At 65.2% G+C, this 21,512-nt stretch carries 16 protein-coding genes; 9 read left to right on the forward strand and 7 right to left on the reverse strand.

Annotated elements, in window-relative coordinates; all coding sequences use genetic code 11:
* The first annotated feature begins 65 nt into the window (after positions 1-65).
* The 4 genes from BJ122_RS04575 to BJ122_RS04590 all read left to right on the forward strand — a co-directional run bounded on the left by BJ122_RS04575 (position 66) and on the right by BJ122_RS04590 (position 3,795).
* Positions 66-710 carry a peroxiredoxin gene (locus BJ122_RS04575; protein ID WP_110779951.1) on the forward strand — a complete coding sequence of 215 codons (645 nt, stop codon included), beginning with the start codon at positions 66-68 and terminating at the stop codon, positions 708-710.
* Positions 711-995: 285 nt separating this feature from the next.
* Complete coding sequence (locus BJ122_RS04580) at positions 996-1,478, forward strand: MarR family winged helix-turn-helix transcriptional regulator (protein WP_027278590.1); 483 nt, start codon at positions 996-998, stop codon at positions 1,476-1,478.
* Between the two features lie 96 nt (positions 1,479-1,574).
* Positions 1,575-2,945 (forward strand): glutamate--cysteine ligase, encoded by a 1,371-nt coding sequence (locus tag BJ122_RS04585; RefSeq protein WP_110779952.1) that lies wholly within the window; start codon positions 1,575-1,577, stop codon positions 2,943-2,945.
* Positions 2,946-3,213: 268 nt separating this feature from the next.
* Positions 3,214-3,795: a PAN domain-containing protein gene (locus BJ122_RS04590; RefSeq protein WP_430694753.1), complete on the forward strand. Its 582-nt coding sequence runs from the start codon at positions 3,214-3,216 to the stop codon at positions 3,793-3,795.
* Positions 3,796-4,115: 320 nt separating this feature from the next.
* On the opposite strand, the gene BJ122_RS04595 is transcribed toward BJ122_RS04590, so the two are convergent.
* From BJ122_RS04595 to gltB, 3 genes are all read right to left on the reverse strand, one after another.
* On the reverse strand, positions 4,116-4,469 hold the full coding sequence (locus tag BJ122_RS04595; protein ID WP_110779954.1) for a hypothetical protein: 354 nt from the start codon (positions 4,467-4,469) through the stop codon (positions 4,116-4,118).
* Positions 4,470-4,707: 238 nt separating this feature from the next.
* Positions 4,708-6,162, reverse strand: coding sequence for a glutamate synthase subunit beta (locus BJ122_RS04600; RefSeq protein ID WP_110779955.1), 1,455 nt, complete (start codon positions 6,160-6,162; stop codon positions 4,708-4,710).
* Between the two features lie 231 nt (positions 6,163-6,393).
* On the reverse strand, positions 6,394-11,112 hold the full coding sequence (gene gltB, locus BJ122_RS04605; RefSeq protein WP_110779956.1) for a glutamate synthase large subunit: 4,719 nt from the start codon (positions 11,110-11,112) through the stop codon (positions 6,394-6,396).
* 456 nt (positions 11,113-11,568) lie between these two features.
* Between gltB and BJ122_RS04610 the strand changes: the two genes are divergently transcribed.
* Positions 11,569-12,228: a hypothetical protein gene (locus BJ122_RS04610; RefSeq protein WP_210205430.1), complete on the forward strand. Its 660-nt coding sequence runs from the start codon at positions 11,569-11,571 to the stop codon at positions 12,226-12,228.
* Between the two features lie 123 nt (positions 12,229-12,351).
* On the opposite strand, the gene BJ122_RS04615 is transcribed toward BJ122_RS04610, so the two are convergent.
* Positions 12,352-12,819, reverse strand: coding sequence for an Hsp20 family protein (locus BJ122_RS04615; protein ID WP_110780008.1), 468 nt, complete (start codon positions 12,817-12,819; stop codon positions 12,352-12,354).
* 209 nt (positions 12,820-13,028) lie between these two features.
* Between BJ122_RS04615 and BJ122_RS04620 the strand changes: the two genes are divergently transcribed.
* Both BJ122_RS04620 and galU read left to right on the forward strand, forming a co-directional pair.
* Positions 13,029-13,973: an alpha/beta fold hydrolase gene (locus BJ122_RS04620; protein WP_110779958.1), complete on the forward strand. Its 945-nt coding sequence runs from the start codon at positions 13,029-13,031 to the stop codon at positions 13,971-13,973.
* Positions 13,974-14,196: 223 nt separating this feature from the next.
* Complete coding sequence (gene galU / locus BJ122_RS04625; RefSeq protein ID WP_110779959.1) at positions 14,197-15,072, forward strand: UTP--glucose-1-phosphate uridylyltransferase GalU; 876 nt, start codon at positions 14,197-14,199, stop codon at positions 15,070-15,072.
* On the opposite strand, the gene BJ122_RS04630 is transcribed toward galU, so the two are convergent.
* Positions 15,069-16,586, reverse strand: a complete 1,518-nt coding sequence (locus tag BJ122_RS04630; RefSeq protein ID WP_110779960.1) for a sensor domain-containing diguanylate cyclase — start codon at positions 16,584-16,586, stop codon at positions 15,069-15,071. The genes galU and BJ122_RS04630 overlap by 4 nt on opposite strands.
* Positions 16,587-16,747: 161 nt before the next feature.
* Between BJ122_RS04630 and BJ122_RS04635 the strand changes: the two genes are divergently transcribed.
* Positions 16,748-17,020 carry a hypothetical protein gene (locus BJ122_RS04635; protein ID WP_110779961.1) on the forward strand — a complete coding sequence of 91 codons (273 nt, stop codon included), beginning with the start codon at positions 16,748-16,750 and terminating at the stop codon, positions 17,018-17,020.
* Between the two features lie 34 nt (positions 17,021-17,054).
* Here the strand turns inward: BJ122_RS04635 and BJ122_RS04640 are convergent, their stop codons facing one another.
* Complete coding sequence (locus tag BJ122_RS04640; RefSeq protein WP_110780009.1) at positions 17,055-18,740, reverse strand: outer membrane beta-barrel protein; 1,686 nt, start codon at positions 18,738-18,740, stop codon at positions 17,055-17,057.
* 202 nt (positions 18,741-18,942) lie between these two features.
* Between BJ122_RS04640 and BJ122_RS04645 the strand changes: the two genes are divergently transcribed.
* The gene (locus BJ122_RS04645; protein WP_110779962.1) at positions 18,943-19,956 is read left to right on the forward strand and encodes a KpsF/GutQ family sugar-phosphate isomerase; all 1,014 of its coding nucleotides are present in this window, start codon (positions 18,943-18,945) and stop codon (positions 19,954-19,956) included.
* Positions 19,957-20,087: 131 nt separating this feature from the next.
* Here the strand turns inward: BJ122_RS04645 and BJ122_RS04650 are convergent, their stop codons facing one another.
* Positions 20,088-21,455: an AmpG family muropeptide MFS transporter gene (locus tag BJ122_RS04650; RefSeq protein WP_110779963.1), complete on the reverse strand. Its 1,368-nt coding sequence runs from the start codon at positions 21,453-21,455 to the stop codon at positions 20,088-20,090.
* Positions 21,456-21,512 lie beyond the last annotated feature (57 nt).

Consider the following 21,512-nt stretch of genomic DNA (forward strand, 5'->3'; position numbering starts at 1 on the left):
GCAATCAATGAACCTCGCATAAACCCGCAGACATCGGAGACGAACTTCGACACCAGGAGACTGCAATGACCGATGTGACCGCCCCCAGCGCCCCCCAGCTCAACGCCCCCGCGCCGGCTTTCGACGCCCCCACCACCCATGGCCGCAAGACGCTGGCCGACTACGCCGGCAAGTGGCTGATCCTGTTCTCGCATCCGGCGGATTTCACCCCGGTCTGCACCACCGAATTCATGGCCTTCGCCAAAAAGCACGACGCCTTTGCAGCGCGCGGCGCCGAACTGCTCGGCCTGTCGATCGACAGCCACTATTCGCACATCGCCTGGACGCTCAACATCAAGGAGAAGTTCGGGGTCGAGGTGAAATTCCCGATCATCGCCGACCTCAGCATGACCGTCGCAAAGGCCTACGGCATGATTCAGCCGGGCGCGTCCGACACTTCGGCGGTGCGCGCGACCTTCCTGATCGACCCCGAGGGCAAGCTGCGGGCGATGATCTATTACCCGATGATCGCCGGCCGTTCGGTCGACGAAATCTACCGGCTGCTGGTCGCGCTGCAGACCTCCGACGCCAACAAATGCGCCATGCCCGAGAACTGGCAGCCAGGCGACCAGGTGATCGTGCCGCCGCCGGCCACCTCCGACGCTGCGCTCGCCCGCGCTGGCGAGGGCTACAACACGGTCGACTGGTATTTCTCGACCCGCGCGCTCTGACGCCGCCGAGACGAGCCTACCGTCGGACTGCTGAGTGATCGCCCTGCTTGGCGTGAGAGGCAGTTTTGCATGACGATAGTCACACCCTATCGTGAAGGCCGACCGCATCTGAGAGTGCCGCGGCGCCGCCAATCCCAGGCGGCGCCGCGCTGCTTGGCGTACCACCGGCCTTCATCATGCGGTGAAACGGCCGGCCATGGATTGCGATTGCGTGATTGCGCGGCGCAGGTGATTGATGCAAATGCATCCGCTGCGCTACAGTCCGCGCGCACCATGGACCACCCGATGAAATGCAAGCCATCGGCCGAAGCGACCGGCGCCTGGACTCGCCTGATGCGGGCACGCACCAGGGTGCTCGACGCCGTCGAACAGGATTTGAAGAAGGCCGGCTTCCCGCCGCTCGCTTGGTATGACGCGCTGCTCGAGCTGGCGCGCGCACCGGCCGGTGAACTGCGCCCGGTCGAACTCGAAAGGCAGATGTTGATCCCGCAATATTCGACATCGCGGCTGATCGAACGGCTGGTGGAAGAAGGGCTGGCGGCGCGGCGCGAATGCAAGGCCGACAAGCGCGGCCAGTATGTCGAAATCACCGCGGCCGGCCGCGATCTGCAAAAGCGCATGTGGAGTGCCTATGCCAGCGCGATCGAAAAACATGTCGGCTCAAAACTGTCGGACGCCGAAGCGGCGCAGCTATGCGCCCTGCTCGACCGGCTCGGCTGCTCGTGCGGCACTGGGCCGGCACAGCAAGACGGCGCGACCTCACAATGATAAAAGCTGAACCACCCTTGGCCGCGGCCCTGTTGGCCCGCGGCTATTCCCGCCAACCCGCGCATCTTTTCGCTGCGCCTGCAATTCGGAATCTACATGGCGCGTGACCAGATCGATATGACGCCGCTGCAATCGCGCGACGAGCTCGTGGCCTGGCTGGAGGCTGGCGTCAAACCGCGCCACCAGTTCCGCATCGGCACTGAGCACGAAAAGACCCCGTTCACGCTGCAGGGCCACCGTCCGGTGCCCTATCAGGGCGTCAACGGCATCGGCGCGCTGCTGGACGGCATGCAATTGCTGCTCGGCTGGGAGCCGATCGTCGAGCGCGGCAACATCATCGGCCTGTATGACGTCACTGGCGGCGGCGCGATTTCGCTCGAGCCGGGCGGCCAGTTCGAACTGTCCGGCGCGCCGGTGGAGACCATCCACCAGACCCATTCCGAGCTGATGGCGCATCTCGCGCAGGTGCGCGAGGTGGCGACGCCGCTCGGCATCGGCTTTTTGGGTCTCGGGCTGACGCCGTCCTGGTCGCGCGCCGAAATCCCGGTGATGCCCAAGGGCCGCTACGGCATCATGACCAATTACATGCCGAAGGTCGGCACGCTCGGCCTCGACATGATGTACCGGACCTGCACGGTGCAGACCAATCTCGACTTCAGCTCGGAAGCCGACATGGTCAAGAAGCTGCGGGTGTCGCTGGCGCTGCAGCCGGTCGCGACCGCGTTCTTCGCCAATTCGCCGTTCACCGAAGGCAAGCCGAACGGCTTCCTGTCGTTCCGCTCAGAAATCTGGCGCGACACCGACGCCGCGCGCTCCGGCATGCTGCCGTTCGCCTTTGAAGACGGCATGGGCTTTGAGCGCTGGGTCGATTACGCGCTCGACGTGCCGATGTATTTCGTCAAGCGCGGCGACGCCTATATCGACGTCGCCGGCTCGTCGTTCCGCGACTTCTTCGAGGGCAAGAACGACAAGCTGCCCGGCGAAAAGCCGACGCTGTCGGACTGGGCCAATCATCTGTCGACCATTTTCCCGGAAGTGCGGCTCAAACGTTATCTGGAAATGCGCGGCGCCGACGGCGTGCCGTGGGGCCGGCTGCCGGCGCTGCCGGCGTTCTGGGTCGGCCTGCTGTATGACGACGCCAGCCTCGATGCCGCCTGGCAGATCGTCAAGGATTGGAGCGCCGACGACCGGCAGGCGCTGCGCGACCAGGTGCCAAAACTCGGCTTCAAGGCGCGCATTGGCGACCGCTATCTGTTCGAGATCGCCAAGGAGTGTCTGGCGCTGGCCCATGCCGGCCTGCGGCGGCGCGCCCGCATCGATCAGGACGGCCGCGACGAGAGCCGCTATCTCGAACCGCTCGACCGCGCGATCGAGAGCGGCAAGACCCCGGCCGAGACCATGCTCGACCTGTTCCACGGCGCCTGGCAGGGTTCGGTCGACCCGGCTTATGACGCCTATGCGTTCTGAGCTTCGGTTCTAATGGAATTAGAACCGATGCTCTAACTTGATGTTCTGACGCGTTTTCTTAACGCGAACCGGAATCCACTTCGCTCGAAAACGCTATAGACAGCCCCCCCGTTCATCCGCGGTACAGGAACAACCCCGTCAAATAGCGCCACGGTTGCAGCCGATCTGGCTGCGGCCATGTGGAATGGTCACCCAGACGGCCGGCACGGCCTGCGGCGTTCCTGTTCGAACGGATTGGTCGCTGGGAGGGCGAGACGGCGTGCAAGGTGTGGGCGATACAGCGGCAAAACACGCGGCGGCGCGCTGGCGCCGCATTGCGGTGGCGATCGCGTTGCCGCTTTTGGCATTGACGCTGGCGCCGCTCGACCGCGCCGCCGCACAGGCCAATTTCGACCGGCCCGGCGCCGATTATGCGCGCAGCACCATTTTGAGCGGTGATCCGGCCGATTGCGCCATGGTGTGCGAACGCGACCGGCGCTGTCGGGCCTGGACCTTCGCCTATCCGAAAACCACCGAGGACACCGCGCAGTGCTGGCTGAAAAATGCGGTGCCGCCGCGGCTGCCCAATAGCTGCTGCGTGTCCGGCGTGCGCGGCGCCGGGGTGCTGGAGCCGCGCAGCTCCAATGCCGAGGCGGCGATCGACCGCTTTGGCGGCGACTACCGCTCGTTCGATCTCAAGCGCGGCGAAGGCGAAGATGCCTGCAAGGCGGCCTGCACCGAGGACAACAAGTGCCGGGCCTGGACCTACGCCCGCCCCGGCTATGTCGGCCGCGACGCGCGCTGTTTCCTGAAGAAGGACATCAAGCCGCCACGCCGCAAGCCCGGATTCATCTCGGGCGTGGTGCGGTAGCGCGTCCGTAAAGCCCCCACCCGTCCCGGCTACGCCCTACGGGCTGCGCCGGGCCACCCTCCCCACCGCTGCGCGGGGGGAGGGAAAGAACCCGCGGCAGGTCATCATTTCAGCGCAGCGATGAGCAGCAATGAGAAGCGATGAGATCGCGTCTCGGAGGCTCATGGCACCGTCATCGGCGGAGTAACAACGCTGATCAGAATGGACCCGCGGCGCTTGTGATCACGAACACCATCGCAGCGCACGCCCTCCCTCCCCCTTGTGGGGAGGGTGGCCGGCCGTAAGGCCGGCCGGGTGGGGGCAACAAGCCCTCCTACTCACTACTGCTGCGCGACCATCCAATGCAGCGCGAGCATGGCGCCGAACAGACCAGCGAGCACGAAGCCGGCCAGAAAGCCGACGATCAGGCCGGCCTTGAATCCCGACTGCCGGCCGTGCATGGCGCGGATTCGTTCGCGGCTGGTTTCGCCGCGCGCTTTCCAGGCGGCTGCGTCGGAACTGCTCCAGTGGCGGCCGTCGAGTTCGCCAAGATCGCCAGAGATCTTGAGCAGCAGCGCCATGTCGTCGTCGGCCGGCTCCTTGAGCTGATCGCGCAGATCATCAAGCACGGCCTTGGCGGTGAGGCCGTCGGCGGCGGCCGTTACATTCTCTGCGGCCGCGTTCTCTACCGTCATGGCAACACCTCCCGCTCCTGACGCTGTCACGTGTGACCCGGCGCCCGCGCGCGGCGATCACCGCAAGCGCAGCCTTAAAGCCGCAGCTTGCTGGACCATCATCCTGCGTCTGCGGCCGCGCGGCGACGTTGACGCCGCTCAAGGGAGGTGAAGCCGCGCCACAAACGACAATGCCCGGGACCAGCCCGGGCATCGCGTGGATTGGATGATGACGCGCCGTGGTGACGCGGCACGCACCTTACTTCGGCAGCGTGCTCAGGCCCATCAGCGCCTGATCGATGGCGCGGGCGCACAGTCGGCCCTCGCGGATCGCCCACACCACCAGCGACTGACCGCGGCGCATGTCGCCGCAGGCAAACACCTTGGGCACCGAGGTCTGGAAATGGGCGGTGTCGGCGGCGACATTGCCGCGCGGGTCGAGATTGACGCCGAGCGAGGCCAGCAGCCCTTCCTTGACCGGGGCGACAAAGCCCATCGCCAGCAGCACCAGATCGGCCTCAAGCACGAATTCGGTGCCGGCGATCGGCTGGAACTTGTCGTCGACCTTGACGCAGTTGAGCTTGGTGACGTGGCCGTCCTTGCCTTCGAACGACTGGGTCAGCACCGCGAAATCGCGCTTGCAGCCCTCGGCCTGGCTCGAGGAGGTGCGCATCTTCATCGGCCAGTTCGGCCAGGTCAGCGCCTTGTTTTCCTTCTCGGGCGGCGCCGGCATGATCTCGATCTGGGTCACCGACTTGGCGCCCTGGCGCAGGCTGGTGCCGATGCAGTCCGAGCCGGTGTCACCGCCGCCGATCACCACCACGGTCTTGCCGGTGGCGAGAATTTCGGCGCCGGTGATGGCTTCGCCGGACACGCGGCGGTTCTGCTGGGTCAGAAAATCCATCGCGAAATGGATGCCGCCGAGCTCACGGCCCGGGATCGGCAGATCGCGGGGCTTTTCCGAACCGCCGGTCAGCGCGACCGCGTCAAATTCCTTGAGCAGCTTCTGCGGATCGACCGCGTTCGGGCCGGCGCCGCCGACCGGGGTGTTGGTGTGCAGCACCACGCCCTCGGCCTGCATCTGCGCGACGCGGCGGTCGATCAGGTGCTTCTCCATCTTGAAGTCCGGAATGCCATAGCGCAGCAGGCCGCCGGCCTTGGCGTTCTTCTCATAGAGATGCACTTCATGGCCGGCGCGGGCGAGCTGCTGCGCGCAGGCGAGACCGGCCGGGCCAGCGCCCACCACCGCGACCTTCTTGCCGGTCTTGTGCGCGGCCGGCTCCGGCTGCAGCCAGCCGCTTTCCCAGGCGCGATCGACAATGGCGCATTCGATGGTCTTGATGGTGACCGGGTTGTCATCGATGTTCAGCGTGCACGACGCTTCGCACGGCGCCGGGCAGATGCGGCCGGTGAACTCTGGGAAGTTATTGGTGGAGTGCAGGTTGCGCGCCGCCTCCTGCCAATCGCCGTGATAGACGAGGTCGTTCCAATCCGGGATCTGGTTGTTGACCGGACAGCCGGGGGTGCCGGGCGCCACCGCGCCGGTGCCGTGGCAATAGGGCACGCCGCAATTCATGCAGCGCGCGGCCTGATCGCGCAGTTCCTTCTCGCCGAGCGGAACGACGAACTCGTTGTAATTCTTCAGGCGTTCGGCCACCGGCGCATAGGCGCGATCATGCCGTTCGATTTCCAGAAAACCCGTGACCTTACCCATTGGACCCACACGCCCTTTCGTATGTCTTCCGTCCTGCCGAGCTGCGTCATCCGCACACGCTATTGAGACGGCTATCATCTTCTCCGCCCGCTGTTGCGAGAGCGACAAAGCCATCCAGCATGCAGCTACGCGGCCTGAATGACATCGCTTCGCTCGCAATGACCGAGCGGCGGTTAGCTCCTGCGCATGATCGGTCCCGAACAGCGGTGGCCGCTGTTCGGGATCATCGCGTCACGCGCCGATCGCGATCTTCGGCTCCTCCGCCTGCCGGGCCTTCAGCTCGGTGAGCGCGCGGCGGTACTCGACCGGCATCACCTTGCGGAACTTCGGCAGGTAGTCCTTCCAATTCGCCAGGATCTCGGCAGCGCGCTTCGATCCGGCGTATTTGGCGTGCCGCGAAATCAGCACATGCAGCCGTTCGATGTCGGAGCCGAGCAGATCGGCGAACACGTCGACGCGGCCATGCGCTTCGAGATCACCGGACTGGTGATAGGCGCCGGAGTTGATCATCTCCTCCGACAGCACCGGCTCGAGCTCGACCATCGCCAGATTGCACAGCTTCGGGAACGAGCCGTCTTCATCCAGCACATAGGCGACGCCGCCCGACATGCCCGCCGCGAAGTTGCGGCCGGTCTTGCCCAGCACCACGACGATGCCGCCGGTCATGTATTCGCAGCAATGATCGCCCGCGCCCTCGACCACCGCGACGGCGCCCGAGTTACGCACCGCGAAGCGCTCGCCCGCGACGCCGCGGAAGTAGCACTCGCCTTCGATCGCGCCGTACATCACGGTGTTGCCGACGATGATCGACTGCTCCGGCACGATGCCGGAATGCGCCGGCGGACGAACGATGATGCGGCCGCCCGACAGGCCCTTGCCGACATAGTCGTTGCCCTCGCCTTCGAGATCGAAGGTGATGCCGCGCGCCAGCCAGGCGCCGAACGCCTGACCCGCGGTGCCCTTGAACGACACGTGGATGGTGTCGTCCGGCAGGCCGGCGTGGCCGTACTGCTTGGCAACCGTGCCGGACAGCATGGCGCCGGCCGAACGGTTGGTGTTGTTGATCGCCATCTCGAACTTGACCGGCGCGCCGCGATCGATCGCGGGACGGGCCTTCTCGATCAGCGTGCGGTCCAGCACCGCGTCGAGATGATGGTTCTGCGTCTCGGTGTGATAGATCTTCTGGCCCGGCAGTTCCTTCTGGCGATGGAACAGCTTGGAGAAGTCGAGGCCCTTGGCCTTGGCGTGCGCCACCAGATTCTTGTGATCAAGCATCTGGGTCTGGCCGACCATCTCATTGAAGCTGCGGTAGCCGAGGCTCGCCATCAGCTCACGCACTTCTTCGGCGACGAAGAAGAAGTAGTTGATGACGTGTTCCGGCTGGCCGGTGAAGCGCTTGCGCAGCACCGGGTCCTGGGTGGCGACGCCAACCGGGCAGGTGTTGAGATGGCACTTGCGCATCATGATGCAGCCGGCGGCGATCAGGGGCGCGGTCGCGAAGCCGAATTCATCGGCGCCGAGCAGCGCACCCACCACGACGTCGCGGCCGGTACGGAAGCCGCCATCGACCTGCACGACGATGCGGGAGCGCAGCCGCTCGCGCACCAGGGTCTGGTGGGTTTCGGCGAGGCCGATTTCCCACGGCGAACCGGCGTGCTTGATCGAGGTCAGCGGCGAAGCGCCGGTGCCGCCTTCGAAACCGGAGATGGTGACGTGATCGGCGCGCGCCTTGGCGACGCCCGCGGCCACCGTGCCGACACCGATTTCCGACACCAGCTTGACCGAGACCTGACCCGCCGGATTGACGTTCTTCAGGTCGTAGATCAGCTGCGCCAGATCTTCGATCGAATAGATGTCGTGATGCGGCGGCGGCGAGATCAGGCCGACGCCCGGCGTCGAGTGCCGGACCCGGGCGATGGTGGCGTCGACCTTGTGGCCGGGCAACTGACCGCCTTCACCGGGCTTGGCGCCCTGCGCCATCTTGATCTGCATCATGTCGGAGTTGACGAGGTATTCCGTCGTCACGCCGAACCGGCCCGAGGCGATCTGCTTGATCGCCGAACGCATCGAGTCGCCGTTCGCCATCGGCTTGAAGCGATCGGCCTCTTCGCCGCCCTCACCGGTGTTCGACTTGCCGCCGATCCGGTTCATGGCGATCGCCAGCGTGGTGTGCGCCTCGCGCGAGATCGAACCGAAGCTCATCGCGCCGGTCGAGAAGCGCTTGACGATTTCCGACGCCGGCTCGACTTCGTCGAGTGGCACCGGCTTGCGGCCTTCGGCCTCGGCGCCCTTGATCTGGAATAGGCCACGCAGCGTCAGCAGCCGCTCGGACTGCTCATTGAGCCGGCGCGCAAAGGCGCGGTAGCGCTCCTGCGAGTTGCCGCGCACCGCGTGCTGCAGCGCCGCCACCGATTCCGAGGTCCAGGCATGGTCTTCGCCACGCGCGCGGAAGGCGTATTCGCCGCCGACATCGAGCGCGTTCTTGTAAACCTGCACCTCGCCGAACGCATCGAGATGACGGCGCACCGTCTCCTCGGCGATCTCGGCAAGGCCAGCGCCTTCGATGCGGGTGTGGGTGCCAGTGAAGTACTTGGCAACGAACTCAGCCTTGAGGCCGACCGCGTCAAAGATCTGCGCGCCGCAATAGGACTGATAGGTCGAGATGCCCATCTTCGACATGACCTTGAGCAGGCCCTTGCCGATCGACTTGATGTAGCGCTTGACCAGTTCGTAGTCGTCGAGCTGCACCGGCAGCCGATCCTTCATCGCCAGGATCGACTCGAACGCCAGATAGGGGTTGATCGCCTCGGCGCCGTAACCGGCGAGGCAGGCGAAGTGATGCACTTCGCGCGGCTCACCCGATTCCACCACCAGGCCGACCGAGGTACGCAGGCCGGTACGGATCAGATGGTGATGCACCGCGGCGCAGGCCAGCAGCGACGGCAGCGGAATGCGCTCGGCGCTGGCGGCACGATCCGACAGGATCAGAATGTTGATGCCTTCGCGCACCGCGGCTTCAGCGCGGGCCGACAGTTCATCGAGCACCTGCTCCATGCCCGCCGCGCCGACGCTGGCGTGGAAGGTGGTGTCGAGCGTGCGCGACTTGAACTGGGTATCGCCGACCTCGGCGATCGCCCGGATCTTCTCCAGGTCGCCATTGGTCAGGATCGGCTGCCGCACTTCGAGGCGCTTGGTGCTGGACAGGCCCTCGATGTCGAACAGGTTCGGGCGCGGACCGATGATCGAGAACAGGCTCATCACCAGTTCTTCGCGGATCGGGTCGATCGGCGGGTTGGTGACCTGGGCGAAGTTCTGCTTGAAGTAGGTAAAGAGCTGCTTGGAGCGATCCGACAGCGCCGACAGCGGCGTGTCGTTGCCCATCGAGCCGGCCGCTTCTTCGCCAGTGGTCGCCATCGGCGCCAGCAGCACCGACAGATCTTCCTGGCTATAGCCGAACGCCTGCTGACGCTCGAGCAGCGGCAGGTCGGACGGCTGCGCCTTGCTCGGCACCGCCGGCAGGTCTTCCAGCACGACGCGAGTCCGCTCCAGCCAGTCCTGATAGGGATGGCTGGCGGTGAGCTGCGCCTTGATCTCGTCGTCCGGGATCAGCCGGCCCTGCTCCAGGTCGACCAGCAGCATCTTGCCGGGCTGCAGCCGCCACTTGGTGACGATCTCTTCTTCCGGAATGGTCAGCACGCCCATTTCCGACGCCATGACGATGCGATCGTCGCGGGTCAGCAGATAGCGCGCCGGACGCAGACCGTTACGGTCGAGCGTCGCGCCGATCTGGCGGCCGTCGGTGAAGGCCAGCGCGGCCGGGCCGTCCCACGGCTCCATCAGCGAGGCATGATACTCATAGAACGCGCGGCGCTGCTCATCCATCAAGGGATTGCCGGCCCACGCCTCCGGGATCATCATCATCACCGCGTGCGGCAGCGAGTAGCCGCCCTGCACCAGGAATTCCAGCGCGTTGTCGAAGCAGGCGGTGTCGGAAGCGCCTTCATAGGAGATCGGCCACAGCCGGCTGATATCCTTGCCATACAGCTCGGAATGCACCGAGGCCTGACGCGCCGCCATCCAGTTGACGTTGCCGCGCAGCGTGTTGATTTCGCCGTTATGCGCGACCATGCGGTACGGATGCGCCAGCGACCAGGTCGGGAACGTGTTGGTCGAGAAGCGCTGATGCACCAAAGCGAGCGCGCTTTCGAAATCCGGCTCGTTGAGGTCGGGGTAGTAGCTGCCGAGCTGGTCGGCCAGGAACATGCCCTTATAGATCACGGTGCGACACGACATCGACACCGGGTAGTAGCCGGCGAGGCCGCGGTCGCGACGCTGATAGATCGCGTTCGAGATCGACTTGCGCAGCACATAGAGCCGGCGCTCGAACTCGTCGTCGTTCGTGATGTGCTCGCCGCGGCCGATGAACACCTGCATGTGGGCGGGTTCGGTCGGCTTGACGGTTTCGCCGAGCGAGCTGTTGTCGGTCGGCACCTTGCGCCAGCCGAGCAGCGACAGCCCCTCTTCCTTGATCTGATCGGCGATGATGCTCTGGATCACCTGGCGCCAGGCGGTGTCGCGCGGCATGAACAGCGCGCCGATCGCATACTGGCCGGGCTCAGGCAGCGTGAAGCCAAGCTCGGTGGCCTGACGGGCGAAGAAGCGATGCGGGATCTGCACCAGGATACCCGCGCCGTCGCCAGCGCGCGGATCGGCGCCGACAGCGCCGCGATGTTCCAGGTTACAGAGAATGCGGATGGCGTCGCTGACGATCTGGTGCGACTTGACGCCCTTAATGTTGGCAATGAAGCCAACACCGCAGGAGTCCTTCTCCTGCGAAATGTCGTACATACCTTCCGCCGGTGGCCGCCAGCTATGCTCGCGTGCGTTCCCGGTCGAATCCGTCTGCCGCTGCGCAGCGCTATTGTCGCGCTCGAACTCGACCCCGCTCATCTTCGTCCTTTCAATCCTTGCAAGGAGACCCTTGCTAATATAATAGGCACAACTTTAGCGTTCGGCGGGCACCCGACGGTCCTCCGCGCTCACGCGCGAGCCGCAATGTCGTAATTTCAGGCTATGATGCCTTACTCTCTCGAAGGCAGCGGGCTGCCATAGTTCAGGTCGCGTGCCGACGCAATACCGTTATTTAGGTCGCGTCCCGCGGTAGCCCCTACCTAGATACCTGTAAATTGAGACAGCAATCCTGTCCTAGACCGAGCTTGCCAAATTTTCTTTTTCTGTACAAGCGCGTGGCCTGATCGAGACCAATTTGATCATGGCGTCGCAATGCCGCGAATTGAAACTAAATTCGTCTCGATTGGGTCGCTCCTGCGCCGAATTCCTTAGCGACACTCCGCAGACCCCAATACCACTCGATATGGGGGCTTGGAGCGATCAAGGGAGTCCGTAATGGTACGGATACGTGCATGGGCCGCCTTAGCGGCACTGCTGGTAGTCCCGCTCGCCGGAACTAACCAAGTATCAGCGCAAGTGATGGCGCCCTTCGAGATCGACGCAGCCCCCTCGGCGCGGCTGGAAAAAGCCGTCGATCTCGGCGGTCCCTACGCTGCTATTCCGCCCGATGAAATACTGCCGCCCGGCGCTATCAAGGCCGCGCTCCGCGCCGCGGGCTACACGCCGGTCGGCCCGGCGCGGCTGCAAGGCACGCTGTACCGGATCGGTGCGATCTCTGCCGATGGCGAGCAGGGCCGCGTAGTGGTCGACGGCCGCTCCGGCGAGATCATGCGCTTCATCCCGGCGAGCGCCGATTACGGTCTGTGGCAGCGCCCGGTTCCAAGATTCCCGGTTCCAAGATTCCGCGAAGCGGGTCCGATCCCGCGGCCGCCGCGGCCGATCCCCCGGCTCGCCAGCCGAACGATCGCCCCACCGCTGCCAACCGAGCGCCCCGTGGCCGCGCCGGCAGCGCCGGCTCCGGCGTCCGCAGCACGCGCCGCCGATCCGGTGGTGGCAGCCAAAACCGCACCAGTTCCGCCGCCCGCGCCCGAAGCGAAGCCCGCGCCGATCATCGCGCCAACCGAGCCGATGCCGCCGGTGCAGGGATTGGACTGAACGCAGCGATTGGTGCGAACGCGGCGATAGCCGTTTCGACCGAGGTGGCTCAATGCAAACGCCCCGGGCTGAGCCCGGGGCGTGTCGCAGTCACACACACACTTACGAAATTTCTTGCGCGCGTCAGGCCGCGGCTTTGTCACCGCTGCCGATCACCTGCGGCTGGCTGGCCGAGGTGGAGATCGGAATACTGCGGGGCTTCTTCGCCTCCGGAATCTCGCGGACGAGATCGACGTGCAGCAGGCCGTTCTCGAGCGAGGCATTCTTCACCGTGACGTAGTCGGCGAGTTGGAAGGCGCGTTCGAAAGCGCGCGCCGCGATGCCGCGATACAGCACCTCGGACCTGGCGTTTTCATTGGCGACCTTCTCGCCCTTGATGGTCAGGGTGTTTTCCTTGGAGACGATCGACAGCTCATTCGGGGAGAAGCCCGAAACCGCGACCGTGATCCGGTAGTCGTTCTCGCTGGTCCGCTCGATGTTGTAGGGCGGATAGCCCGGCGCGGTTTCCCCGGCGGCCTGATCGAGCAGCGAAAACAGCCGGTCAAAACCGACGGTGGAACGATAGAACGGGGTGAGATCGAACGTACGCATGGTGTAGTCCTCCGAAAAGCGACTCTGATAACGCCCGCCCGCCATCGGGCCGGGCTTCGTTCTGTGCAGCCTGAGGGTTGGTGCCCCTAGTAGCGGCCTGCACGAAAGTGATATGGGTGGGCTTATTCGGGGTTCAAGAGGGGCGACACGCTTCGCGCGACGCGCTGTGAGCCCTGTGCCCTGCCTTTGACGCCAACCCGGCACGCTCCATGAAGCTCGTCTCGATTCCCGCCAACCCGGTCCCAGAGGGCGCCATCTCCGGGCTGATCAAGACGCCCGACGGCGCCGAACTGCGCTACGCGCGCTGGCCGGGGCCGGTCGGCTGCAAGGGGACGGTGTGCGTATTCACCGGGCGCGGCGAATACATGGAGAAGTACTTCGAGACCGTGCACGAGCTGCGCGAGCGCGGCTTTGCGGTGGCGATGATCGATTGGCGCGGCCAGGGTCTGTCGTCACGGCGGCTGCGCGACCCGCGCAAGGGCTATGTGCGCGCCTTCTCCGATTTCGAGACCGACGTCGAGACCTTCGTTCGCGAGATCGTGCTGCCGGACTGCCCGCCGCCGCATTTCGCGCTGGCGCATTCCATGGGCGGCGCGGTGATGCTGCGCGTCGCTTATTCCGGCAAGCGCTGGTTCGACCGCATGGTGCTGACCGCGCCGATGATCAACCTGCCGGGCCGGACCACCAGCCTGCCGGTGCGGCTGTTGCTGCGCTTGATGCGGCTGGCTGGATCGGGCGGCAGCTATGTGCCGGGCGGCAGCGACCTGTTGACCGGCACCGGGCCGTTCGTCGGCAACCAATTGTCCAGCGATCCGGTGCGTTATGCCCGCAACGCCGCCATTCTGGTCGAGGACCCGAGCCTCGGCATTGCCTCGCCAACCATCGCCTGGGCCGACACCGCGTTCCGGGCGATGCACGATTTTCAATCACCGGCCTATCCGGCCAGCATCGGCCAGCCGCTGCTGATGATCGCGGCCGGCATGGACACCGTGGTCTCGACCCCGGCGATCGAAAGCTTCGCCTGCCAGCTGCGCGCCGGCTCCCATCTGGTGATCGCGGGTGCCAAGCACGAGATTCTCCAGGAACAGGACCGCTACCGCTCGCAGTTCTGGGCGGCGTTTGACGCCTTCGTGCCCGGAACACCGCTGTTCTGACGCCGCTATTTCAAAAACCGCCCTTTATTTGGAAAACCGCCCTTGGCCATGGAGACCCCCAACATGCCAGCCGGTCGCAGCTCTCACCCACTGATCATCATGCAACCCGCCGCCGCTGCGACGATTGGATGATGATCGCTTTCACAGAACGGCCTTGGTTCCGCGCTGGAACCCTGCTGATCTCGGTTCAAGCCTTCGTATCCATCCCTGCAAGAGATACCCCATGAAAATCCGCAAAGCCGTGTTCCCGGTCGCTGGCCTCGGCACCCGCGTTCTCCCCGCCACCAAGGCGATGCCGAAGGAGATGCTGACCATCGTCGATCGCCCGCTGATCCAGTACGTGGTCGATGAAGCCAAGGAAGCCGGGATCGAGCATTTCATCTTCGTGACCGGCCGCAACAAGGGCATGATCGAAGACCATTTCGACCGCCAGTTCGAGCTCGACGTCACGCTGGAGAAGCGCAACAAGAAATCCGAAATGGAGCTTCTGGCGCGCGATCAGCCGGAAGCCGGCGCGATGAGCTTCACCCGCCAGCAGGCGCCGCTCGGCCTTGGCCATGCGGTGTGGTGCGCGCGCGATATCGTCGGCAACGAGCCGTTCGCGGTGGTGCTGCCCGATGAATTGGTGCTGAATTCGCCCGGCTGCCTCGCGCAGATGATCAAGGCCGCCGAAACGCTCGGCGAGAAGGCCAATGTGATCGCGGTCGAGGAAGTGCCGGCCGACAAGACCCACCAATACGGCATCTGCGGCGTCGGCAAGCGCGACGGCAAGATGTTCGAGATCGACGGCATGGTCGAAAAGCCCGCGCCGGGCACCGCGCCGTCCAATCTGTCGATCTCTGGCCGCTATATTCTGCAGCCGGAAATCTTCAAGATCCTGGCCACCCAGGAACGCGGCGCCGGCGGTGAAATCCAGCTCACCGACGCCATGATCGGCCTTGCCAAGACCCAGAAATTCTATGGCGTCGAATTCGAGGGCGAGCGCCACGATTGCGGCTCGAAGGCCGGCTTCCTGCGCGCCAATATCGCCTTTGCGATGCAGCGCCCGGATCTGCGCGACGATCTGCGCGCCACCATGAAGCGCTATCTCGGCGACTAAGCGATCTCGCGGGTGGCGGGCAGCTCTGCCACCCGCGTCGTCTTTCGGCAGTTGGCCACCACGCACACGTTGCGGCCGCTCTCCTTGGCCGCATACAGCGCCTTGTCGGCGGATTCCACCAGATGGCTCCAATGATCGACCTGGTCCGGCATCAGATCGGCGACACCGATGCTGACCGTCACGCCGGCCTGATCGACCGACCAGCGCTCCACCTTGGCGCGGATGATTTCCGCGACCGTCAGCGCTTCCAGCGCCGTTAGGCCCGGCAGCAGCACCGCAAATTCTTCGCCGCCAAACCGCGCCGCGCAATCGCCGGCGCGATGCACGCTGTCGGCGATGCACAGCGCGATCCCGATCAGGATCTGATCGCCGGCCTGATGGCCATAGGTGTCGTTGAACCGCTTGAAATGATCGGCATCGATCATCAGCAGCGCGATCGGCGAGCGATTGCGCTGCGCGCGGCGCCACTCCTCATCGATGGCACTGTCGAACCGGCGCCGGTTGGTGAGACCGGTGAGCGGGTCGGTGATCGACAGCTCCTTGAGCCTGCGCTCGGCACTGGCGCGGCGATTGATCTCGCGGATCAGAACCACCGTGACCGCGGCGACGAACACCGCCAGCGCCAGCAGAATCGCGGCCAGCCGGAGCGCTTCCTTCCGCCACAGCCCGAAAATCGTCTCCCAGGACCGGCCGACCAGAACCACCATCGAGCGTGGATTGTCGGTCCAGACGAACATGCGCGACACGCCGTCATCGAGCCCCTTGCCAGAGAACCAGCCGCTCGGCGTGGTCAGCATCCGCTCGACCGAAGGAATCTGGCTGATATTCTTGCCGACCATTTCTGGAATGAGCGGCCGGCGTGTGATCAGCATGCCGTCGCGCCGCAGCAAGGCGATGATGTCGTCATCGGCCAGGCGCAGGCGGCTGAACAGATCCTGGAAATAGCTGAGGCGGATCGCACCGGCGACCACGCCAGCAAAGTGGCCGTCGGCGGTATGCACCCGGCGGCTCAGCACGATCGACGGAATGCCGTGAAAAATGATCGGGCGGCTGAGATAGAGCCCGACATCGGTCTTGTTGCGATGGACGGTGAAAAACTTCTCGCGCTCCAATTCTTCTGGCGGCGGATCGAGCGTCGAGGCATCGAACCGCACCCTGCCCTCGGCATCGATCACCTGCAACGGACCGAAATGCGGCGCGGTCTCGGTGCGGGCGAACAGCAGCATCTGCAGCACCGGCTTGCTGACGCCAGCCAGCTCTTGCTGGCCAATGTTCTTGGCGACCACTTGCAGCGAGTGATCATATAGCTCGATGGTGCGGCTGACGTCGGCATCGACCGTGGCCGCGAGATTCTCCAGCGTCTGCCGGGCCAGTTCTTGCGCCGATTGGCGCATACTGATCAACACGCTGGCGCACACCACCGAGAACGCCAGCACCGTGACGATCAGCGAAATCACCAAAAGCTTGACCGAGATCTGCCATGGCCGTTTCGCCACGCCTCGAACCCAGGCCATTGTGCTTTTCAGTGTCATGGCCGAACACTGCCCTGGATTCGTTGCGGGCCAATTAAGTTGATCAAGATCGACACTGCTCAGTTAATGGAAAATTGACGGCTGCACCGATCCGAAAATACAACCTGCGACAGACGTCGCCCGCTGCACATGAGGAACATCTGGTGAGTAACTACGATCCGCTGCGCGATTATCTGCTGGCGCAGACTGCCCCCGAGCTGGTGCTCAGCCTCGAGCAGATCGAGGACATTTTGGGCTTCGCGCTGTCGCGCGCCTCGCAGCGCGCCTCGTGGTGGGATTCGACCTATGCGCCCGAGGAACGGATGCCGCAACGCGAGGCCTGCCTTGATGCCGGCTATATCGCCACCCGCCTCGCCGACGGCAAAGGTGTGCGCTTCCGCCGGATCGACAAGCCGCACCGCCCGCGCTGGCGCTGACCGCGGCGGCCGCGGCGGCCGCGGCGGCCGCGGCTTAGTGCTGCAAGCGGACGCCGAGCGTCACCACCGTCGCGGCGCTGCTCGAGCCCGGCACGCTGGAATCGAGCCAATCGCGGCGCAACTGCGCCTTGACCTGCAGATTGCGGTTCAACTTGTAGATCAGATCGCCGCCGACCGAGCCGAATTTGTCGAACCGATCGGAGATCTGATAGTCCGACGTGCCCCATGAGAACCGGCCGACCGCGGTCAACCAGCGCCGGAAATCATGATCAACCTGAAAACTATAGGTGCGGGTCAAGACGCCGGACACGCCGGCCAGCGTGGTCTCGTCGAGCGAGGTGGTTGAGCTGAACCGCGCGGTGGTCAGCGGCGTCGCGGTCCAGATCAACGACGCGCTGGTCAATAGCCCGGTGAGATCGGCCAGCCGCGGATCGGCATAGCTGCGCAGGCCATAGCCGATCGCGATCTCGCCGGTCAGCAGCCGTGAGAATTCAAAACTGGTGCCGCCCTTGACCGAGGTGCCGTGCGAGCTGCGCTGATAGCCGCTGCGATCGGTGGCCTGATCGCGCGCCCGCTGATCGACCTGGACTTCGCCAAACGGCTTGATGCCCGGCTTCAATTCGTAGCTGACGCGCATCACGCCGCCATACTGATTGTAATTGCGGTCGTTGTTGCCGTCGGTGGTGCCGTCAGTGAGCTGCGACGGCTGATAGGTGGTGCGATCGAAGCTGCCGACCGCCGCGATCTGCAGCCGGTTAAAACTCTGATCGATGCCGAGCGAGGTGCCGGCGGTGAGGCCGAGCGGATATTTGGTCAGCCCGGTCTGGATGTTCGGGCTGCCGGGATTGTCGGTGAACACCCGCATGCGCAGCTGGCCGAGCAGCTTGGTGTCGCGCGTGGCATCGAGCCGGCCGTCGATATGACCATCAAAGTTCGGTCGATCGAGATTGACCGGCGCCGGCAGCGGATTGCTGAGGCCATCGGTGCCGAGCGTGGTGCCGTAGCCGGTGTAGGAGCCGCGCAGATCGGCGACCAGCGCGTGCCGGCTCCAATCCGAGGTCACCATCAGCTCTGGCGCGACCGCATAGAACGCCGAGCCTTTCGGGGCGTTGAGGCGCGCCGGATTGGTGTCATAGCCGCCGCGCAGTTCCACCGCCGATTTCACCAGAAAGCCGCCGACCCGGGTGCCGATCGGATCGAACGGATTGTCGTCGGGCTTCAGCCGCTTGCGCGGCGGCTGGCCGGGCACGGTGCCCGCCAGCGCCGGCGCGATCGGCGCCTGACGGCGCTGGATGGTGGTTGCGGCGTTCGGCGCGGCCGCCGTCGGCGCCACATTGCCGGGGCCGAGTTTTTTCGGCTTCGGCTGGCCGGGATAAAGCTTTGCGACCTTGTGGCGGCGGTTCTGCGGGTCGTAATCGCCAGGCGCTGCGGCCGGTGCCGGCACCTTGAGCGCGGAGCGGACCGGGGCCGCGGGCGCCGAACCATCCAGCGTCACCAGCCGCGGCTCATCGACCGGATCGCGGGTTTTTGGGTCCAGAGCCTTGCGGGTCGGCAGGTCCTGGGCTTGCACGAAGCCGCCCTTTTCCGGGCGGAACAGGTCGGCGGTCAGCGCCTGGGCCTGGAGCGAGCTGGGGACAACGACGGTGAGCAGCAGGCATGCGGAGGGCGCGCAGACCGAAACTGCGCGGTTCCGGCGGGCGCTGCCTGGCCCCCTTCGCACCGTCAAAACTCCAATTTTATCAGTTACTTGCCTGATCGCACCGCGTCGCGCCGGCCGCCCAGAGACCGCGCCTTACGGTTAAAAGACCTAAAACACTTATGGTTAACAGCGGGTTGAGAGCCGCGGCGCGGGTTTCCCGCCCGCGGTCACGTGCTAAAACTGCGCACGGAGCAGTTCCGCTTCGGCTTAACCGGACCTCTCAATGCCCTTCTCCCTCCCCCGAACGGCAAAGCCCTACATGATCGATCAGGCCAACGACGCCATCCCGTCCGCACTGCGCACTCTGGAGGCGGAAGCCGAAGGGGTGACCGCGCTGGTCGCCGCGCTGCAATCCGATCTCGGCGGCGCCTTCCTGGCTGCGGTCGAATTGATCGCAAATTCCAAGGGCCGGCTGATCGTCACCGGGCTCGGCAAGTCGGGCCATATCGGCCGCAAGGTGGCGGCGACCTTCGCCTCGACCGGCACTCCGGCGTTCTTCGTCCATGCCGCCGAAGCCAGCCATGGCGATCTCGGCATGATCACCAGCGAGGACATCATCCTGGCGCTGTCCTGGTCGGGCGAGCAGGCCGAGATGAAGAACCTGATCACCTATGCCAAGCGTTTTCGGATTCCGCTGATCGCGATGACCGCCAATCGCGACTCGACGCTCGGCCTCGCCGCCGACGTGTCGCTGGCGCTGCCCAAGGCGCGCGAAGCCTGCCCGTATAATCTGGCGCCGACCACCTCGTCGGTGATGTTGCTGGCGCTCGGCGATGCGCTGGCGATCGCGCTTTTGGAAGGCCGCGGCTTCACTTCGAGCGATTTCAGCGTGCTGCATCCGGGCGGCAAGCTCGGCGCCATGCTGAAACACGCCCGCGACCTGATGCACCGCGGCGACGCCATGCCGCTGAAACCGCTCGGCACCAAAATGTCGGACGCGCTGGTCGAGATGTCGTCCAAGGGCTTTGGCTGCGTCGGCATCACCGACAGTCACGGGCTGTTGATCGGCATCGTCACCGATGGCGACTTGCGCCGGCACATGCGCCCGGACCTGATGACCGCGCAGGTCGATGAGGTGATGACCAAGAACCCGAAGACCATCAGCCCCAATCTGCTGGCCAGCGAAGCGCTCGAGATCCTGAACGCCTCCAAGATCACCGCGCTGATCGTCACCGAGGGCAAGAAGCCAGTTGGCATCGTGCATCTGCACGATCTGCTGCGCGCCGGCGTCGCTTGAACCAACAGCGATTAATCGCACCACGTCATGGCCGGGCTCGTCCCGGCCATCCACGTCTCTGATCCGACAGCGCTTTTAAGACGTGGATACAAGCGACAAGCGCGGGCATGACGGGGTTGGAGTCGCAGGTCTCAAACCTTGACTAGACCCAGCGCCGCAAAATGGCCGCGGCGCTGCAGCCAGGCCAGCAGCAGCAAGCTCGGCAGCGCCATCGCCACGCTGATCGAAAAGAACGCCGGCCAGCCGGTCGCCGCCGCCACATAGCCCGCGCCCGCCGACAGATAGGTGCGGCCGACCGCGGCCAGCGCGGTGAGCAGCGCGTATTGCGTGGCGGTGTGCAGCGGGTTTTTGCACAGCGCCGACAGATAGGCGACGAAGATCACCGTGCCGATCGCGCCGGTGAAATTCTCGACCGAGATCGCCAGCGCCAGCGCCCATTGGCTGACCGCGACGGTCGACAGCCAGGCAAACGCCAGATTGGACAGCGCCTGCACCACCGCGCCGATCCACAGGCTGGCGACCAGCGAATAGCGCCGCGCCACATAGCCGCCGGCAAAGCCGCCGATCAGCGTCGCCACCAGGCCGACGCCTTTGACGATCGCGGCGTAGTCGTTGCGCGAGTAACCGAGATCGATCACGAACGGCGCGGTCATGGTGCCGGAGAACGCATCGGTGAATTTGAACAGCACCACGAAGGCCAGCACCGCGGCGGCATCGGGCCTTGTCAGAAATTCGGAGAACGCGCCGATCGCCGCGTGCAGCACGCGCTTGAACGCGCCCTCGCCGCTGGTGGCCTGATCGGCCAGCCGCGACTGTTCGGGCTCGGTGGCGATCAGCGCGGTCACGGTGCCGATCAGCACCAGCGCCGCCATCGAGCAATAGCCCCACATCCAGGCCGCGCCGCGCGTCAGCCCGGCGCCCTCATAGGCGCTGACCAGAAACAGCGCGCCGGCGGTCGAGACCAGCATGCCGATCCGATAGGCGGCGACATAGGACGCCATGCCGGCGGCCTGCTCGTTCTCGGGCAGGCTCTCGACCCGGAACGCATCGACCACGATATCCTGAGTGGCGGACGCAGCGGCGACCAGCAGCGCGCCGAGCGCGACCAGCAGCGGCGAGCGCGCCGGATCGGTGAGCGCCAGCAACAGGATCGCCGCGATCAGCAATAATTGCGCGATCACCAGCCAGCCGCGGCGCCGGCCGAGCCAGCGCGACAGCAGCGGCACGTGCAGCGCATCGACGAGCGGCGCCCAGAGAAATTTCAGCGTGTAGGGCGTGCCGACCAGCGCGAACAGCCCGATGGTGCCAAGATCAACCCCGGCCTCGCGCATCCACACCAGCAGTGTCGAGCCCGACAGCGCCAGCGGCAGGCCGGAGGCGAAGCCGAGAAACATCACGATCAAGACGCGCGGCTGCAGATAGACCGCAAGGCTGTCGCGCCACGACGCGCGGGCGGAGGCAGCGGGCGGCACGGGGGAAGCGGCGTCGGTTCCGGTCATGCCGCAGTGCTAGCAGATTCGGTCATCAGCGCAGGACCACCGTGCTGCGCGCCAACG

This window comes from Rhodopseudomonas faecalis (assembly GCF_003217325.1).
GTDB classification, from domain to species: domain Bacteria; phylum Pseudomonadota; class Alphaproteobacteria; order Rhizobiales; family Xanthobacteraceae; genus Rhodopseudomonas; species Rhodopseudomonas faecalis.

Excerpts from the sequence above, each read along its gene's own strand:
- BJ122_RS04585 (WP_110779952.1), top strand. The coding sequence starts at position 1,575 with ATGGCGCGTGACCAGATCGATATGACGCCGCTGCAATCGCGCGACGAG.
- BJ122_RS04630 (WP_110779960.1), bottom strand. The coding sequence starts at position 16,586 with ATGGCCTGGGTTCGAGGCGTGGCGAAACGGCCATGGCAGATCTCGGTC.
- BJ122_RS04615 (WP_110780008.1), bottom strand. The coding sequence starts at position 12,819 with ATGCGTACGTTCGATCTCACCCCGTTCTATCGTTCCACCGTCGGTTTT.
- BJ122_RS04620 (WP_110779958.1), top strand. The coding sequence starts at position 13,029 with ATGAAGCTCGTCTCGATTCCCGCCAACCCGGTCCCAGAGGGCGCCATC.
- galU (WP_110779959.1), top strand. The coding sequence starts at position 14,197 with ATGAAAATCCGCAAAGCCGTGTTCCCGGTCGCTGGCCTCGGCACCCGC.
- BJ122_RS04600 (WP_110779955.1), bottom strand. The coding sequence starts at position 6,162 with ATGGGTAAGGTCACGGGTTTTCTGGAAATCGAACGGCATGATCGCGCC.
- gltB (WP_110779956.1), bottom strand. The coding sequence starts at position 11,112 with ATGAGCGGGGTCGAGTTCGAGCGCGACAATAGCGCTGCGCAGCGGCAG.
- BJ122_RS04595 (WP_110779954.1), bottom strand. The coding sequence starts at position 4,469 with ATGACGGTAGAGAACGCGGCCGCAGAGAATGTAACGGCCGCCGCCGAC.
- BJ122_RS04610 (WP_210205430.1), top strand. The coding sequence starts at position 11,569 with ATGGTACGGATACGTGCATGGGCCGCCTTAGCGGCACTGCTGGTAGTC.
- BJ122_RS04645 (WP_110779962.1), top strand. The coding sequence starts at position 18,943 with ATGCCCTTCTCCCTCCCCCGAACGGCAAAGCCCTACATGATCGATCAG.
- BJ122_RS04650 (WP_110779963.1), bottom strand. The coding sequence starts at position 21,455 with ATGACCGGAACCGACGCCGCTTCCCCCGTGCCGCCCGCTGCCTCCGCC.
- BJ122_RS04580 (WP_027278590.1), top strand. The coding sequence starts at position 996 with ATGAAATGCAAGCCATCGGCCGAAGCGACCGGCGCCTGGACTCGCCTG.
- BJ122_RS04575 (WP_110779951.1), top strand. The coding sequence starts at position 66 with ATGACCGATGTGACCGCCCCCAGCGCCCCCCAGCTCAACGCCCCCGCG.